This is a genomic window from Burkholderia sp. AU30280 (assembly GCF_020420125.1).
Classification (GTDB): domain Bacteria; phylum Pseudomonadota; class Gammaproteobacteria; order Burkholderiales; family Burkholderiaceae; genus Burkholderia.
This window is the reverse complement of sequence record NZ_JAIZRY010000001.1, coordinates 575,065-589,937: the sequence shown is the minus strand read 5'-3', so window position 1 is coordinate 589,937 and position 14,873 is coordinate 575,065. Positions and strand designations below refer to the sequence as shown.

At 65.6% G+C, this 14,873-nt stretch carries 13 protein-coding genes; 7 read left to right on the top strand and 6 right to left on the bottom strand.

Annotation, left to right across the window (positions count from 1 at the left end; genetic code table 11):
* The first annotated feature begins 131 nt into the window (after positions 1 to 131).
* Entirely contained in the window at positions 132 to 1,550 is a 1,419-nt protein-coding gene (locus LGN17_RS02630; protein WP_226195035.1) for an MFS transporter, read from the top strand.
* Positions 1,551 to 1,656: 106 nt separating this feature from the next.
* On the opposite strand, the gene LGN17_RS02625 is transcribed toward LGN17_RS02630, so the two are convergent.
* Positions 1,657 to 3,390, bottom strand: coding sequence for a protease pro-enzyme activation domain-containing protein (locus LGN17_RS02625; RefSeq protein ID WP_226195034.1), 1,734 nt, complete (start codon positions 3,388 to 3,390; stop codon positions 1,657 to 1,659).
* A 642-nt stretch (positions 3,391 to 4,032) separates the two neighbouring features.
* Here LGN17_RS02625 and LGN17_RS02620 point away from each other — a divergent pair.
* Genes LGN17_RS02620 through LGN17_RS02610 form a run of 3 tightly spaced genes read left to right on the top strand, consistent with a single transcriptional unit; the run spans position 4,033 to position 5,221 of the window.
* Complete coding sequence (locus LGN17_RS02620) at positions 4,033 to 4,356, top strand: ArsR/SmtB family transcription factor (protein ID WP_226195276.1); 324 nt, start codon at positions 4,033 to 4,035, stop codon at positions 4,354 to 4,356.
* Positions 4,356 to 4,787 (top strand): SRPBCC family protein, encoded by a 432-nt coding sequence (locus tag LGN17_RS02615; protein ID WP_226195033.1) that lies wholly within the window; start codon positions 4,356 to 4,358, stop codon positions 4,785 to 4,787. Before LGN17_RS02620 ends, LGN17_RS02615 begins: the two co-directional genes overlap by 1 nt.
* On the top strand, positions 4,784 to 5,221 hold the full coding sequence (locus LGN17_RS02610; protein WP_175955133.1) for a DUF1801 domain-containing protein: 438 nt from the start codon (positions 4,784 to 4,786) through the stop codon (positions 5,219 to 5,221). The genes LGN17_RS02615 and LGN17_RS02610 overlap by 4 nt, the downstream gene beginning before the upstream one ends.
* A 123-nt stretch (positions 5,222 to 5,344) precedes the next feature.
* Here LGN17_RS02610 and acnA read toward each other — a convergent pair whose 3' ends face one another.
* The 5 genes from acnA to LGN17_RS02585 form a co-directional block, all read right to left on the bottom strand.
* A complete protein-coding gene (acnA, locus tag LGN17_RS02605) occupies positions 5,345 to 8,062 on the bottom strand; it encodes an aconitate hydratase AcnA (RefSeq protein ID WP_226195032.1) in 2,718 nt (905 codons plus the stop codon).
* A gap of 336 nt (positions 8,063 to 8,398) precedes the next feature.
* On the bottom strand, positions 8,399 to 9,850 hold the full coding sequence (locus LGN17_RS02600; RefSeq protein WP_226195031.1) for a bifunctional 2-methylcitrate dehydratase/aconitate hydratase: 1,452 nt from the start codon (positions 9,848 to 9,850) through the stop codon (positions 8,399 to 8,401).
* 22 nt (positions 9,851 to 9,872) lie between these two features.
* On the bottom strand, positions 9,873 to 10,388 hold the full coding sequence (locus tag LGN17_RS02595; protein ID WP_027791117.1) for a hypothetical protein: 516 nt from the start codon (positions 10,386 to 10,388) through the stop codon (positions 9,873 to 9,875).
* Between the two features lie 230 nt (positions 10,389 to 10,618).
* Positions 10,619 to 11,626 (bottom strand): HpcH/HpaI aldolase/citrate lyase family protein, encoded by a 1,008-nt coding sequence (locus LGN17_RS02590; RefSeq protein ID WP_226195030.1) that lies wholly within the window; start codon positions 11,624 to 11,626, stop codon positions 10,619 to 10,621.
* A 184-nt stretch (positions 11,627 to 11,810) separates the two neighbouring features.
* On the bottom strand, positions 11,811 to 12,797 hold the full coding sequence (locus LGN17_RS02585) for a malate dehydrogenase (protein ID WP_006754984.1): 987 nt from the start codon (positions 12,795 to 12,797) through the stop codon (positions 11,811 to 11,813).
* 288 nt (positions 12,798 to 13,085) lie between these two features.
* Between LGN17_RS02585 and LGN17_RS02580 the strand changes: the two genes are divergently transcribed.
* The 3 genes from LGN17_RS02580 to sdhD all read left to right on the top strand — a co-directional run bounded on the left by LGN17_RS02580 (position 13,086) and on the right by sdhD (position 14,870).
* On the top strand, positions 13,086 to 13,910 hold the full coding sequence (locus LGN17_RS02580; protein WP_175955141.1) for a GntR family transcriptional regulator: 825 nt from the start codon (positions 13,086 to 13,088) through the stop codon (positions 13,908 to 13,910).
* Between the two features lie 170 nt (positions 13,911 to 14,080).
* Positions 14,081 to 14,497: a succinate dehydrogenase, cytochrome b556 subunit gene (sdhC, locus tag LGN17_RS02575; RefSeq protein WP_034185792.1), complete on the top strand. Its 417-nt coding sequence runs from the start codon at positions 14,081 to 14,083 to the stop codon at positions 14,495 to 14,497.
* 4 nt (positions 14,498 to 14,501) lie between these two features.
* Entirely contained in the window at positions 14,502 to 14,870 is a 369-nt protein-coding gene (gene sdhD / locus LGN17_RS02570; protein WP_011355745.1) for a succinate dehydrogenase, hydrophobic membrane anchor protein, read from the top strand.
* The last annotated feature ends 3 nt before the right edge of the window (positions 14,871 to 14,873 follow it).

The following is a 14,873-nucleotide window of genomic DNA, read 5'->3' as shown; positions in this document are numbered from 1 at the left end:
CTGCACGTTCGATGCGGCTCTGCAACAATACGGGGCGCGGCGGCGCGCGTTCCGTGCGGTGCGACCGGAACGCCGCCGCGAGTCCAATCCGCGACGCGGCGCAACGCGTCGCTCGTCAGTCGAGCCTTATCTTGTCCGAATTCGCTTCCCCCGCCGGCGCGCATGAACCGGCCGTCAACTGGCGCGCGATGTCCGCCGTGCTCCTGGCCGTCGCGCTCGCGACGCTCGACACCGCGATCGCGAACACCGCGCTGCCTGCGATCGCCGCCGACCTGCATGCATCGCCGGCCGCGTCCGTGTGGATCATCAACGCGTACCAGCTCGCGATGGTCGCGACGCTGCTGCCGTTCGCATCGCTCGGCGACATCGTCGGCCACAAGCGCGTGTATATCGCCGGGCTCGCGGTGTTCACGCTCGCGTCGCTCGGCTGTTCGCTCGCGTCGACGTTGCCGATGCTGACGGCCGCGCGGATCGTGCAGGGCTTCGGTGCGAGCGCGATCATGAGCGTCAACGTCGCGCTGATCCGCGGCCTGTTCCCCGCGCATCGGCTCGGGCGCGGTGTCGGCTTCAACGCGCTCGTGGTCGGCGTGTCGTTCGCGGTCGGGCCGACCATCGCGTCGCTGATCCTGTCGGTCGCCGCATGGCCGTGGCTGTTCGCCGTGAACGTGCCGCTCGGCGTGTTCGCGCTGGCCGTGGCGATTCCGTCGCTACCGCAGACGGCGCGCGGCAAGCATGCGTTCGATCCGGTCGCCGCATTGTTCAACGTGATCACGTTCGCATCGCTGATCTTCGCGCTCGGCGAATTCGCGCAGCGCGGGCCGCTTTCCGTCGTGTTCGCGGCGGCCGCGGTGGCGCTCACATTCGGCTGGCTGCTGATCCGCCGCCAGGCCGGGCACCCGGCGCCGATGCTGCCGGTCGACCTGTTTCGCCGGCCGGTGTTCACGCTGTCCGCGCTGACCGCCGTGTGCGCGTTCGCCGCGCAGGGGCTCGCGTTCGTGTCGCTGCCGTTCTATTTCGAAACCGTCCTGCATCGCAACGCGGTCGAGACGGGATTCCTGATGACCCCGTGGTCGGCGATCGTCGCGCTCGCTGCGCCGATCGCGGGGCGCTTGTCGGATCGCTATCCGCCGGGCCTGCTCGGCGCAATCGGTCTTGCATTGCTGAGCGCGGGGATGGTGTCGCTCGCCGCGTTGCCGGCGGCGCCGGGCGTCATCGACATCGGCTGGCGGATGATGTTGTGCGGCGCGGGCTTCGGCTTCTTCCAGTCGCCGAACCTGAAGGCGCTGATGTCGAGTGCGCCGCCCGAGCGCAGCGGCGGCGCGAGCGGGATCATCGCGACCGCGCGGCTGATCGGGCAGGCGACGGGTGCGGCGCTCGTCGCGCTGTCGTTCGGGATCGCGGGGCGCCACGGGCCGACGCTCGCGTTGATGCTCGGCGCGGGCTTCGCCGGGGCCGCGAGCGTCGCGAGCGGGTTGCGGTTGTTTGCGCCGTCGCATCGGGCCGGCGTGCCGGCCGCGTCGGAGCGTGTGCGCGAGCAGGCGACGGAGTAGGGTTGTGCGCGGTTGTGGCGCAGGCTGACGGCCGGACAACGATCGAGGGAAAGTCAGGAACCGGTGCGCAACGAACCACCATCGCGCACCGGCCTTCACGCTTCGCTTAGAACCCGCCCGACTTGATCAGCTGGTTGAGGTTCGCGATGTTCAGGCTGCCGAAGCCGGTCGTGTAATCCCAGCCGGTGCCTGCGTTGTAGCCATACCCCTGATAGCCGTTGTTCCCCGACACCACGTCGTAGCGCACCAGCGACGGGTTCGACGGGATGTCGGCGTAGAAGTTGCCGGCCGGGAAGCCGAGGCCCGTGCCGTTCGCTGCGAGCAGACGCGCCCAGAGGCCCGTGAAGATCGGCGCGGCGAGGCTCGTGCCGCCGATCTGCTGCAACTGGCCGTAGTTGTAGATGTACGCGCCGGTGCTTTGCGCGGCGTCGAACGCGACGTCCGGCAACTGGCGGTTGCTGCCCGTCTGCCACGACGGGGCCGGCAGGATCGTGCTGACGCCGCCGCCCGTCGCCCACAGCTTGCCGTTGCCGTCGAGCCCTTCGTTCCACACCGTTTCATTCGAGAACGCGCCCGACGACGTCGTGTAGAGCGTCGTGCCGCCGATCGCGAGCACGTGCGGCGACGAAGCCGGCCACGACACCGTGTAGTTCGAGCCGTCCGGATAACCGCGGTTGTTGCACTCGTACACGCCTTCGTCACCCGACGAAACCGAGAACGTCTGACCTTGTGCCGCGGCAGTCGTGAAGATCTGTTCCTCGGCGTCGAGCGTGCCGTCCGCGCTCGCGTCGGTCTCGCACCAGCCGAGCGACACGTTGATCACTTTCGCGGTGTTGTCCGACACCGCGCGGTTGAACGCCTGCGTGAGGCCCGTGTTGCCGCTCGCGTTGAGATCCGCCATGTAGAACACGAGCTTGCCGACCTGGCCGCCGGCCGAGCCGACGATCGACTGGCTGTCGAGATCCCACTCGCCCTGGCCGTCCTGGTCGTCGGTGTAGTTGCCGCCCGAGCCGTTGGTCTTGATGGTTTGCGTCGAGACCGTGCCGTAGCCGTTGCTCGACGTGAACTGCTTCAGGTCCGTCAGCGTCTGCGACACGCCGCCGATCGTGATGATGCCGACGGTGACGCCGGCCGCGGTCGGCACGCCGGTTGCGTTGTACAGGGCCGGGAATTCCTTCGGATAGTGGCCGGTCGCCGTGCCGGCCGCGAGCGCCTGCGGCTTCGACACGTTGCCGATGTGCAGCAGCGGCCGAGCGTGTGCGACGCTCTGCAGCCCGAGCACCGAGCCGACGACGTCGCCGAGCGCGCGCGGCACCTGCGCGGTCGACGTGTTCGCGAAGCCCGAGTGGCCTGCGTATTCGAAGTGCACGAGCGACGTGTTGAATGCGGTCTTCACGGTGCCGGCCGTGCCGCGTGCGGATACCAGCAGCCGGTTCGGCGCGACCTCGATGTTGACGAAACCGCTCTTGCGCAGATAGTCGACGACCGACTTCACCTGCGCGTCGGTCGGCGCGTAGTTGGCGAGGAACTGCTCGTGCGTGAGGTACTGGCGGTAATGCGGGCTGCCCGGCCGGTTCACGTCGCGCGACAGTTGCTTGAGCTGCGCGGCATTGCGCAGCTTCAGGCTGACGACGACGTCAGTCGTTTCGCCGGCCGCGAGTTCGAGCGACGGCGCCGCGCTGCGCGCCATCAACTGCGGGCCGGTCAGAAAGGCCTTCGTATGGGTGTCGACCCAGTCCGTCGCCGCATGCGCCGCAACGGCGGCGAACACGAGCGGTGCCACGCACGCAAGGCGGCGGGGCGACGGCAGGGGCAGGGCAAACCAGGCGTTCCTTTTCATCGGGAGTCCTTTTTAGGAGAGACGACGTTGCTGGAGCCCTCGATCCTTGTGGGATCGCGAGCGGTGACGAGCGTAGGGCGTCGCTGCCGTTCAGGTAGCTGCCAGTTTCCATAGCTGTCAGTTCTGACATCGGCGCGGGCACACACATGCGCTGCGTCATGCGCGCAAGCGAGCGCGGCAGAGGTGAACGGAACCGGTTCGCGATACGACGGTGCGCAATGCGCGACGCTCGCACGCGCGAGTCGCTCGTCGTGGCGCCGGAACATGCGCGATCGCGGAGCGGTTCATCCCGTGAACGCATGGCGCGCGACCGGTCGTCGCCGCGTGCCGCGTCGCACTATGTGGTCAAACGAGGCGGCGCGGCAGGAACGGATTCGCGTGTGCACAAGAAAGGGGCCGGTGGATCGCAAACGTTTCCCGAACTGTGGAACGGGGCTTCCGGCAGTCTTGCAGGCGACTTTCGGATCGCATGCGGTGGATGTGAATTAGAGGAAAGGCTCGAATCCGGCGGCGTGCATGTGCCGACGCGGCGGACGGCAGGCCCGTGCAAGATCGCACGACGAGATACATGAAATTCCGCCTTGACGCACGTCGATCAGCAGATATCCTTCAACCCATAACCACCGGGTTATGAATCAGGACATGCAGAACGCTAACGACACGCTTTTCAGAACGCTTGCCGACCCGACGCGCCGCGCGCTCTTCGAGCGGCTGTGCACGGACGGCGAGCTGACGGTTGCCGCGCTGACGGCTCATGCGGGCGTCTCGCAGCCGGCCGTCTCCAAGCATCTCGGCGTCCTGAAGCAGGCCGGACTCGTGAGCGACCGCCACGAAGGCCGGCAGACGCACTACAGCGCACAGCCGCAAGCGCTGGCTCCCCTGATCGACTGGACGAGCCAGATGGCGGGCTTCTGGCAGAACCGGTTCGACGCCCTCGAAGATCTGCTCAAAAGGATGGATCAGTAATGAACCAGGCCACTACCGAAACGCGCTCCGTCGTCGTCGAACGGGAGCTGCCGCATCCGCCGGAGAAGATCTGGCGCGCGCTCACGCAACCGCACCTGATCGAGGCGTGGCTGATGAAGAGCGACTTCGAGCCCGTCGCGGGCCGCGCATTCAGCTTCCGTGCGGACTGGGGCTCGGTCGACTGCACGGTCCTGACGATCGAGCCGCCGCGCGCTTTGTCTTATACGTGGGCCGCATACGGCCTCGAAAGCGTCGTCACGTGGACGCTCACGCCGACGCCGGTCGGCACGCACCTGCGGATGGAGCAGGTCGGCTTCCGCACCGACCAGGAGCAGGCGTACCGCGGTGCGCAGCACGGCTGGGTCCGGTTCTTCGATTCGCTCGAACAGGTACTGGCGCGCCCCGACGAAGGCACGGAGGCCCGCGCATGAGCACAACGGACCTCACGCCGTCGGAACATATCGACGCGCTGATCGCCGGCATTGCCGACTGGCGCGGCAAGACCTTCGCCGACCTGCGCCAGACGATCCTCGATGCGCAAGCGGGCATCGTCGAGGAATGGAAATGGATGGGCAGCCCCGTGTGGTCGTGCGACGGGATGATCGCCGTGGCGAATGCGCACAAGGGCAAGGTGAAGCTGACCTTCATGCATGGCGCGCAGTTGCCGGATCCCGCCAGGTTGTTCAACGACGGCCTCGACGGCAATGCGCGGCGCGCGATCGACCTGTTCGAAGGCGACCGGATCGACAAGCGGGCGCTGAAGACCCTCGTGCGCGCGGCGATCGAATACAACCGCACCCATCTGAAGAAGAACACGCGGCGAGCGGGCCCAGGCGCGAAGGCGCGCGCCGACAACGCGGCGTGACGCGCCGGACGCACGGCGATATCGCGTAACGTACGCACGAAAAAAAGCCCGACACGAGGTCGGGCTTCCAAATCGGCCGCAACCGCCCGCGAGGCGGCTGCGGCACCTGCAAAAGCAGGGCGCTTACGCTGCGAGCAGCGAGCGCAGCACGAACGGCAGGATACCGCCGTGCTTGTAGTAGTCGACTTCGATCGGCGTATCGATGCGCAGCAGCACCTGCACGCGCTGCGTGTCGCCGTTCTTGCGGTGGATCACGAGCGTGACGTCCTGCTGCGGCTTGAAGTCGTCGCCGAGGCCTTCGATGTCGTACGTTTCTTCGCCGGTGATGCCGAGCGACTGGACGCTGTCCGAGCCCTTGAACTGCAGCGGCAGCACGCCCATGCCGACCAGGTTCGAGCGGTGGATGCGCTCGAAGCTGCGTGCGATCACGGCCTTCACGCCGAGCAGCTGCGTGCCCTTCGCGGCCCAGTCGCGCGACGAGCCCGTGCCGTACTCTTCGCCCGCGAACACGACGGTCGGCGTGCCGGCGTCGACGTACTTCATCGCCGCATCGTAGATCGACAGCTGTTCGCCGCTCGGCTGATGAATCGTCAGGCCGCCTTCGACGCGCGAGCCGTCGGCCTTCGCCGGGATCATCAGGTTCTTGATCCGGACGTTCGCGAACGTGCCGCGCATCATCACGTCGTGATTGCCGCGGCGCGAGCCGTAGCTGTTGAAGTCGGCCTTCTGCACGCCGTTTTCCTTCAGCCACTTGCCTGCCGGCGAATCTTCCTTGATCGAGCCTGCCGGGCTGATGTGGTCGGTCGTGACCGAGTCACCGAAGATGCCCAGTGCGCGCGCACCGTTGACCGTCGGGATCGACGCAGCCGGTTCCATCGAGAAGTCGTTGCCGAAGAACGGCGGCTCGGCGATGTACGTCGACTTCGGCCAGTCGTAGACTTGGCCCGATTCGCCCTCGATCTTGCTCCAGAGGTCGCCCTTCTTGGTCAGCTTCGAGTAGTTGTCCTCGAACTTCTTCGGGTCGAGCGCGAACTTGAGCAGCGCGTGGATTTCTTCGCTCGTCGGCCAGATGTCGCCGAGGTAGATGTCGCGGCCGCCCTTGCCCTTGCCGACCGGCTCGGTCATCAGGTCGCGCGTGATGTTGCCGGCGATCGCGTACGCGACGACCAGCGGCGGCGACGCGAGGAAGTTCGCGCGGATGTTCGGGTGGATACGTGCTTCGAAGTTACGGTTGCCCGACAGCACGGCTGCCGCGACGATGTCGTTCTTCGTGATCGCTTCGTTCAGTTCCGGCGTCAGGTCGCCCGCGTTGCCGATACAGGTCGTACAGCCGTAAGCCGCGACTTCGAAGCCGAGTTTCGACAGGTAGGGCAGCAGGCCCGTCTTCGTCAGGTACTCGGTGACGATGCGCGATCCCGGCGCGAGCGAGGTCTTGATCTTCGGATCGACCGTGAGGCCGGCCTCGACCGCCTTCTTCGCGAGCAGGCCGGCGGCCAGCAGTACGCTCGGGTTCGACGTGTTCGTGCACGACGTGATCGCGGCGATCAGCACGTCGCCGTTCTTCACGTCGACGCCGTTGCTCGTCGTGTATTGCGTGGCCAGATCGTCAGCCTTCTTCGCGAAGCCGTTTTCCGCGACCGGCTTCGAGAACAGGTCGGTGAACGTCGACTTGACGTTGCCGATCTCGATGCGGTCCTGCGGGCGCTTCGGGCCGGCCAGCGACGGTGCGACCGTTGCCAGGTCGAGCGTCACCGTCTTCGTGTAGTCGATGTCGCCGGCCTTCGGGATACCGAACAGCTTCTGCGCCTTGAAGTAGTTTTCGAACGCGGCGATTTCGGCCTTCGTGCGGCCCGTGCCTTCGAAGTAGTCGATCGTCTTTTCGTCGACCGGGAAGAAGCCCATCGTCGCGCCGTATTCCGGCGCCATGTTGCCGATCGTGGCGCGGTCCGGCAGCGACAGGGACTTCGTGCCTTCGCCGAAGAATTCGACGAACTTGCCGACGACCTTCTCCTTGCGCAGCATTTCGGTGATCGTCAGCACGAGGTCGGTGGCCGTCACGCCTTCGCGCAGCTTGCCCTTCAGCTCGACGCCGACCACGTCCGGCGTCAGGAAGTACACCGGCTGGCCGAGCATGCCGGCTTCGGCTTCGATGCCGCCCACGCCCCAGCCGACCACGCCGATGCCGTTGATCATCGTCGTGTGGCTGTCGGTGCCGACGAGCGTATCCGGGTAGTACACGGTGTCGCCGCCGTCCGCCTTCTTGTGGACGCCGCGCGCGAGGTATTCGAGGTTCACCTGGTGGACGATGCCGACGCCCGGCGGCACGACCTTGAACGTGTCGAATGCCTGCATGCCCCACTTCATGAACTGGTAGCGCTCGTTGTTGCGCTGGAATTCCAGTTTCATGTTCAGGTCGAGCGCGTCCTTCTGGCGGAAGTAGTCGATCTGCACCGAGTGATCGACGACGAGATCGACCGGGACCAGCGGTTCGATCTTCTTCGGGTTCTTGCCCGTACGCTCCGCGACGCCGCGCATGGCCGCGATGTCGGCGAGCAGCGGCACACCCGTGAAGTCCTGCAGCACGACGCGCGACACCACGAACGGAATCTCGTCGACGCGCTTCGCGGTCGGCTTCCAGTTCGCGAGCTGCTCGATGTGTTCTTCGGTGATTTTCTTGCCGTCGTAGTTGCGCAGTACGGACTCGAGCACGATACGGATCGACACCGGCAGGCGTTCGATCTTCGTCTTCAGTTCCTTGCCGAGCTGCGGCAGCGAGTAGAACTTGCCTTTGCCGGAACCGCTGTCGAATTCCTTGAGGGTCTTGTGGAGATTGTGGGCCATGGTGATTTTCCTGGGTTTAAGGCTAGGAAACAAAGAGTCCTGTAGATGACCTGGGGGCTGTTTGCGGATGAAACGGACATGCGTTGCCCCGAGAAAGGCCGCTCGCGAGGACTGCGACGCGGCGAATACTGGACGTATTCGCAAGGAGCGTGACGCAGCGAGCGGCCTTTCTCGGGGCAACCCCAAAATTAAATTTTATTCCACGGGAATGCCCCAAATCGGCCGCATGACGGCGTCGTTCGTCCCTTGTTTGGCACGGCCAAACGGCGCTCCTCACTTCTTGTCCTGCGACCGATTTGGGGCATTCGCATGTCCGTTTCATCCGCAAACAGCCCCCTATATCACATACAGATCGACGTACTCATCGACCGGCATCGCTTCGAGCTTTGCCTGGTCCAGCGACACGTCGAGAATCGCTTGTTGCTGCTTTGCCGGGAAGCGGCGGGCAAGGTTGGTCCTGAACTTCTCGACCAGCAGCGGGACGCCTTCGGCCCGGCGCCGCCGGTGGCCGAGCGGGTATTCGACCGCCACTTCGGCAAGCTTCGACCCGTCCGTGAACTCGATCGTCAGTGCATTCGCGATCGAGCGTTTGTCCGGGTCGTGGTAATCCTTCGTGAACTGCGGATCCTCGACGCACACGGTCTTCGCGCGCAGCGCGTCGATGCGGGGATCGGCGGCGGCCGAATCTTCGTAGTCGGCCGCGGTCAGCCGGCCGTACAGCAACGGCACGGCGACCATGTACTGGATGCAGTGGTCGCGGTCGGCCGGATTGGCCAGCGGGCCCTGCTTGTCGATGATGCGGATCGCGGCCGCGTGCGTGCGGATCGTGATCCGGCCGATGTCGTCGGTCGTGCGGCCCGCGGCGGCGAGCTGCGCGTGCAGCTGCAGCGCGGCCTCGGCGGCCGTTTGCGCGTGGAATTCGGCGGGGAACGCGATCTTGAACAGCACGTTTTCCATCACGTACGTGCCGTACGGGCGCTGGAAGCGGAACGGCTGGCCGCGGAACAGCACGTCGTAGAAGCCCCAGGTCTTCGCGGTGAGCGCCGACGGGTAGCCCATTTCACCCGTTTTCGCGATCAGCGCGAGGCGCACCGCGCGGGAGGTGGCATCGCCGGCCGCCCATGATTTGCGCGAGCCCGTGTTCGGCGCGTGGCGGTAGGTGCGCAGCGCGTGGCCGTCGACGAACGCGTTGGACACCGCGTTGATCAGCTCGTCGCGCGAGAGCCCGAGCAGCCGCCCGACGACGGCCGTCGATGCGACCTTCACGAGGAGCACGTGGTCGAGCCCGACCGCGTTGAACGAATTCTCGAGTGCGAGGCAGCCCTGGATCTCGTGGGCCTGGATCATCGCGACCAGCACGTCGCGCATCATGAGCGGCTTCCGGCCGGCCGCGACGGCCGTGCGGGAAAGCCAGTCGGCCGTCGCCAGGATCCCGCCGAGATTGTCGGACGGATGACCCCATTCGGCGGCGAGCCAGGTGTCGTTGAAGTCCAGCCAGCGGACCATCGCGCCGATGTCGAAGGCGGCCTGGACGGGATCGAGCTGGAAGGACGTGCCCGGCACCTTCGCGCCGTTCGGCACGATCGTGCCGGGCACGACGGGGCCAAGCAGCTTGGTACAGGCAGGGTAGGACAGCGCCTCGAGTCCGCATCCGAGCGTGTCGATCAGGCAATGACGCGCCGTCTCCAGCGCGAGCGCGCTGTCGATGCCGGCATTCAGCACGTAGTCGACGATATCGACGAGTACCGTATCCGGAGCAGGGCGGACGTTGGAGACCGGGGCGGACATCGAGGGGCCGATGGGAACGCGCTTAGTTCGTTGCCGGCTTCAGTTCGTTCGACTGCGTCGGTGCCGGCGTGCCTTGCGCCATTTCCGGCGTCACGCATTCGTCCGCGAGGCGTTCGCCGCCGTTTGCGTCGGAGAACAGCATCGCCTTGGTCGGGATCACGATCAGCTTGAAGCCTGCTGCCGGATCGTAGAACGTGTCGGCGCCCGTCGTCGTGGCCTGACGCGGCAGCTTGTAGTTCTTCTTCGCCCAGTGAACCGTGACGACCTGGTCGCGCTTCATGTCGCCGGCGAGGTCGAACGACAGACCTTCCTTGCACGACCACTTGACCGCGCCGTCCGGTACCGGATCGACCTTCGCCGCGGCACGTGCCTGTGCCTTCTTGCTGCGCGGGATGATGCGCTTGGCCGGCGCCGGGCGCTTGGCCGTTGCCTTCTTCGCGGTCGTCGTGGTCGTACCCTGGGCAAACGCGCTCGGAGCCGACACCAGCATCGTGGCGGACAAGGCGCCGATGGCGGTAGCGATCAGGAGTTTCTTCATGGAGTCAGAACCTTTCGATAATCAGTTGACAAGGGCCGGCAATCGAAACTGCCGGCCGGTTTGAAACTGCACGCGCCCCGAAAGCGCGCAGCGGCCGCTATTTTCACCTATTTGGCCGCGCATATATCAGGTTTTCGGGCTCCGTTACGTTTTTTGTCGTTTCGCAAACCTCTATCCGGTTCGCGCCTCGTCGAATGCATGAAACTCGTGTATCGGCCGGCGGCGCGCGCTTACGGCGCGCTGCCCGCGGCGGCCGGGCCGAACAGCGGCGCGGCCTCGGCCGGTACGGGCTGGCCGGTGGCCCGCGCGCGGCGCAGCACCGACCAGTAATACCGGTAACTCGCGCGATCGTGCAGCGTATCACCGTGGCGCGTCGGTCCCCAGTCGGCGGCCTGCGCGGCCAGCAGGATCTCGGCGGCCAGTGCGACCTCGTCGGTGCGCGGCGCGAATGCGTCGACGATCGGGCGGACCTGCGCGGGGTGGATGCTCCACATCCGCGTGAATGCGAATTCGTCACGCGCGCGGCGCGCATCGGCGGCGACGACGCTCATGTCGCGCACTTCCGTCGTCACGTTGTGCGACGGCGTCTTGCCGTGCGCGTGGCAGGCAGCGGCGATTTCCAGCTTCGCGCGGCGCACGAGCGGGTGCTCGAACTGGCCGGGCGAGCGCATCGCCGAATCGGGAATCGCGCCATGGTGCGCGGAGACGAAATCCATCAGCCCGAAGCTCAGCGTGCCGACTGTCGGCAGCGCGGCGAGGGCGGCCGCCTGCGCGAGCGCGCCGTGCGTCTCGACCAGCACGTCGACCGGAATCGGCTGCGCGATGCCGAGCTCGCGGCGCGTACCCTCGATGAACGCGGTCATTTCGGCTGCGTCGGCGGCGCTCGCGATCTTCGGGAGCGTGATGTGGGCGGGGGCGCGCGGCGCACGCAGCACGATGCGCACGTCGTCGCGCCAGTGCGGGTGGGAAAAGTCGTGGATGCGCACGCCGACGCGGCCGAAGCGGTTCTCGTCGCTGCCGAGCATGTCGGCGACGAGTGCCGCGTGCGCGGCTTCCTGGCCGACGGCCGCGCCGTCTTCGCAGTCGAGCGTGATGTCGAACACGGGGCCCAGCTCGGCCTGCAGCGCGAGCGACTTGCGCATCAGCTTTTCGCTGCCCGCGTAGTGATCACAGCAGGGCAGGATCGCGGGCGGGGACGCCCCGTCGTACAGCACTTGTGCGGGAGTGAGCGCGGCCATCTCGTCTACGCCAGGGAAGCGGGTCAACGTGGAGAAAATCGGATTCGGGCGCGTTCTGGGCCGGTGCGCGGCGGGCGCGGAGCGGCAAAACGTGCACAAATCGGATCGGTCGGCCGGGCTGGCGGCATGCCGGCCCGGGCCGAAACCGGGCTGCCCGAGGGCCGCCCGGCGATACGCGTGATGCTTAGTTCTTCAGCAGGTGGGCGACGCCATCGCGCTCTTCGAGCAGCTCGGCCAGCGTGCCGTCCATCTTCTCGCGCGAGAATGCGTCGATTTCCAGGCCTTCGACGCGCTTGTACTCGCCGTTTTCGCAAACGACCGGCACGCCGTAGATGATGTCTTCGGGGATGCCGTACGAGCCGTCCGACGGGATGCCCATCGTGACCCACTTGCCGTTCGTGCCGAGGACCCAGTCACGCACGTGGTCGATCGCCGCGTTCGCTGCCGACGCTGCCGACGACAGGCCGCGCGCTTCGATGATCGCCGCGCCGCGCTTGCCGACGGTCGGGATGAACGTGTCGCGGTTCCACACGTCGTCGTTGATCAGCTTCAGCAGCGATTCGCCTTCGGCGGTCGCGAAGCGGAAGTCGGGGTACATCGTCGGCGAGTGGTTGCCCCACACGGCGAGCTTTTCGATCGATGCGACCGGCTTGCCCGACTTCGCTGCGAGCTGCGACAGCGCGCGGTTGTGGTCGAGGCGCAGCATGGCCGTGAAGTTCTTCTTCGGCAGATCCGGTGCCGACTTCATCGCGATGTATGCGTTCGTGTTCGCCGGGTTGCCGACGACCAGCACCTTCACGTCGCGGCTCGCGACTTCGTTCAGCGCGGCGCCCTGAACCGTGAAGATTTCGGCGTTTGCCGACAGCAGGTCCTTGCGCTCCATGCCCTTCGAGCGCGGACGTGCGCCGACCAGCAGTGCGACGTCGGCATCCTTGAATGCGACCTTCGGATCGTCGGTGATCACGACGCCCGCGAGCAGCGGGAACGCGCAATCGTCGAGTTCCATCACGACGCCTTTGACGGCGGCTTGAGCTTGCGGGAGGTCGAGCAGTTGCAGGATGACCGGCTGGTCCTTGCCGAGCAGGTCGCCGTTCGCGATGCGGAACAGCAGGGAGTAAGCGATTTGACCTGCGGCGCCGGTGACGGCAACGCGCTTTGCGGGCTTAGCCATTGAAAATCTCCAGGACGGGTGAAGCGTTGGACACTCGCGAAAACGCCATTCTATGCGCGTTGTGCGTAGCGTTGCATTGAAGCAGGGCGGAGGACTCGCGATGGCAGACGCGGTGAACCTGGAGACGGCCGTGGCACGTAGCCGGGGACGCGCTTTTGCACCCGCGAACCCTTGCTCGACCCGGAGTGTAGGAGTCGTCTCGCGCAAAGTCAAACGGTATCATATGTCTTATATAAGACAGATGTTTTGCGGAAATTGAGTGGACTTAAAAGTGCGGTTTGTGATGAAATGCGCGCCATGACATCGAACCAGGCGAATACCGCGAATCAGACCGGCGCAGGCGGCCCAGGGCAGCCGGGCGGGGGCGATCCCGCATCTTCGCCTGCGGCGGCTCCGTCGCCGACGTTCAGCCCGTTATACCAGCAGATTAAGTCATTGATCACGCAAAGTCTCGAAACCGGTGAATGGAAGCCGGGCGAGATCATCCCGAGCGAGGTGGAGCTCGCGGCCCGTTACAAGGTCAGCCAGGGCACCGTCCGCAAGGCGATCGACGAGCTGGCCGCCGAAAACCTCGTGGTCCGGCGGCAGGGCAAGGGCACTTTTGTTGCAACGCACAATGAAGATCGCGCGCAGTTCCGCTTCCTGCGGCTGCTGGCCGACGACGGTGCCGAGCATCCGCACGTGAGCCGCCTGCTCGAATGCCGCCGCCTGCGCGCGCCGGCCGAGATCGCGCGGCAGCTCGACCTGAAGCCGGCCGACCCCGTCGTGCAGGTGCGCCGCCTGCTGGAATTCGACAGCGAGGTGACTGTGCTCGACGAGATCTGGCTGCCGGGCGCGATGTTCCGCGGGCTCACGTTCGAGCGGCTAAGCGAGTACAAGGGGCCGCTCTACGCGATGTTCGAGACGGAGTTCGGCACGCGGATGATCCGCGCGACGGAAAAGATCCGCGCAGTGGCGGCGGAGCCGGCGGTGGCCGACCTGCTGCACGTGCCGGCAGGTTTCCCTTTGCTGTCGGTCGAGCGGGTGTCCTATACATACGGAGACCGGCCGGTGGAAGTGCGTCGCGGCTGGTATGTCACAACCGGGTACTACTATCAGAATGACTTGAGTTGACGGTGTATCGGCTCAAGCCGAGTGCGTTCGCGTTCCCCACGTTCGCGAAGCACGTTTCGGGCCGCCTTTGTTCTTGTTCGCGCAACTATCCAGAGCAGACTTTCGCTGCAGCGCGATATAAAAAGGCGCTAAAATCGCGGATTAGTGTGACAACATAGTAGGGGTCTAGCATGACTGACGCAGTAAGAAAGCCGAGGCCGGAATACCGGAACATCGGATTCGGCGATATCACGATGAAATATCGCATGCCGCTGGCAGCGATATTGTCGATTCTCCATCGAGTCAGCGGCGCGCTGCTGTTCTTGTTCCTGCCGTTCCTGCTGTTCCTTTTCGACCAGAGCCTCACGTCCGAGCTCAGCTTCGAAGTCTTCAAGGCTTTCCTCTCCAACATCATCGTCAAGCTGATCGTCCTCGCGTTGTCGTGGGCCTTCTTCCACCATTTCTGCGCCGGCATTCGCCACCTGCTGATGGACGTCAACCACGACGCCGTCACGAAGGAAGGCGGCAAGCGGACGGCAGTCGTCGTCTTTGTCGTCTCGATCGCCCTGACGATCGCCATGGCACTCAAACTGTTCGGAGCATTCTAAGAAAATGGCAGCCAATAACCGAATCGGCTCGAAGCGCCTCGTCGTCGGCGCACATTACGGCCTGCGCGACTGGCTTGCGCAGCGCATCACCGCCACGATCATGGCGGTCTACACGGTCATTCTGCTCGTCCTGTTCTTCGGCGCGCATGATTTCTCGTACGAAGGCTGGGCATCGATCTTCGCCGCGCAATGGATGAAGCTCGCCACCTTCGTGATGCTGCTTTCCCTCTTCTACCACGCATGGGTCGGCGTGCGCGACATCTGGATGGACTACGTGAAGCCCGTCGGTGTGCGCCTGCTGCTGCAATCGCTGACCATCGTCTGGCTGCTCGCATGTGCGGGCTACGCCGCGCAGATTCTCTGGAGAGTGTAAAGA

Coding starts and splice junctions, on each gene's coding strand:
- LGN17_RS02600 (WP_226195031.1), bottom strand. CDS start 9,850: ATGTCCGCCCCGGTCTCCAACGTCCGCCCTGCTCCGGATACGGTACTC.
- LGN17_RS02595 (WP_027791117.1), bottom strand. CDS start 10,388: ATGAAGAAACTCCTGATCGCTACCGCCATCGGCGCCTTGTCCGCCACG.
- acnA (WP_226195032.1), bottom strand. CDS start 8,062: ATGGCCCACAATCTCCACAAGACCCTCAAGGAATTCGACAGCGGTTCC.
- LGN17_RS02585 (WP_006754984.1), bottom strand. CDS start 12,797: ATGGCTAAGCCCGCAAAGCGCGTTGCCGTCACCGGCGCCGCAGGTCAA.
- LGN17_RS02590 (WP_226195030.1), bottom strand. CDS start 11,626: ATGGCCGCGCTCACTCCCGCACAAGTGCTGTACGACGGGGCGTCCCCG.
- sdhD (WP_011355745.1), top strand. CDS start 14,502: ATGGCAGCCAATAACCGAATCGGCTCGAAGCGCCTCGTCGTCGGCGCA.
- LGN17_RS02610 (WP_175955133.1), top strand. CDS start 4,784: ATGAGCACAACGGACCTCACGCCGTCGGAACATATCGACGCGCTGATC.
- LGN17_RS02615 (WP_226195033.1), top strand. CDS start 4,356: ATGAACCAGGCCACTACCGAAACGCGCTCCGTCGTCGTCGAACGGGAG.
- LGN17_RS02580 (WP_175955141.1), top strand. CDS start 13,086: ATGCGCGCCATGACATCGAACCAGGCGAATACCGCGAATCAGACCGGC.
- LGN17_RS02625 (WP_226195034.1), bottom strand. CDS start 3,390: ATGAAAAGGAACGCCTGGTTTGCCCTGCCCCTGCCGTCGCCCCGCCGC.
- sdhC (WP_034185792.1), top strand. CDS start 14,081: ATGACTGACGCAGTAAGAAAGCCGAGGCCGGAATACCGGAACATCGGA.
- LGN17_RS02620 (WP_226195276.1), top strand. CDS start 4,033: ATGCAGAACGCTAACGACACGCTTTTCAGAACGCTTGCCGACCCGACG.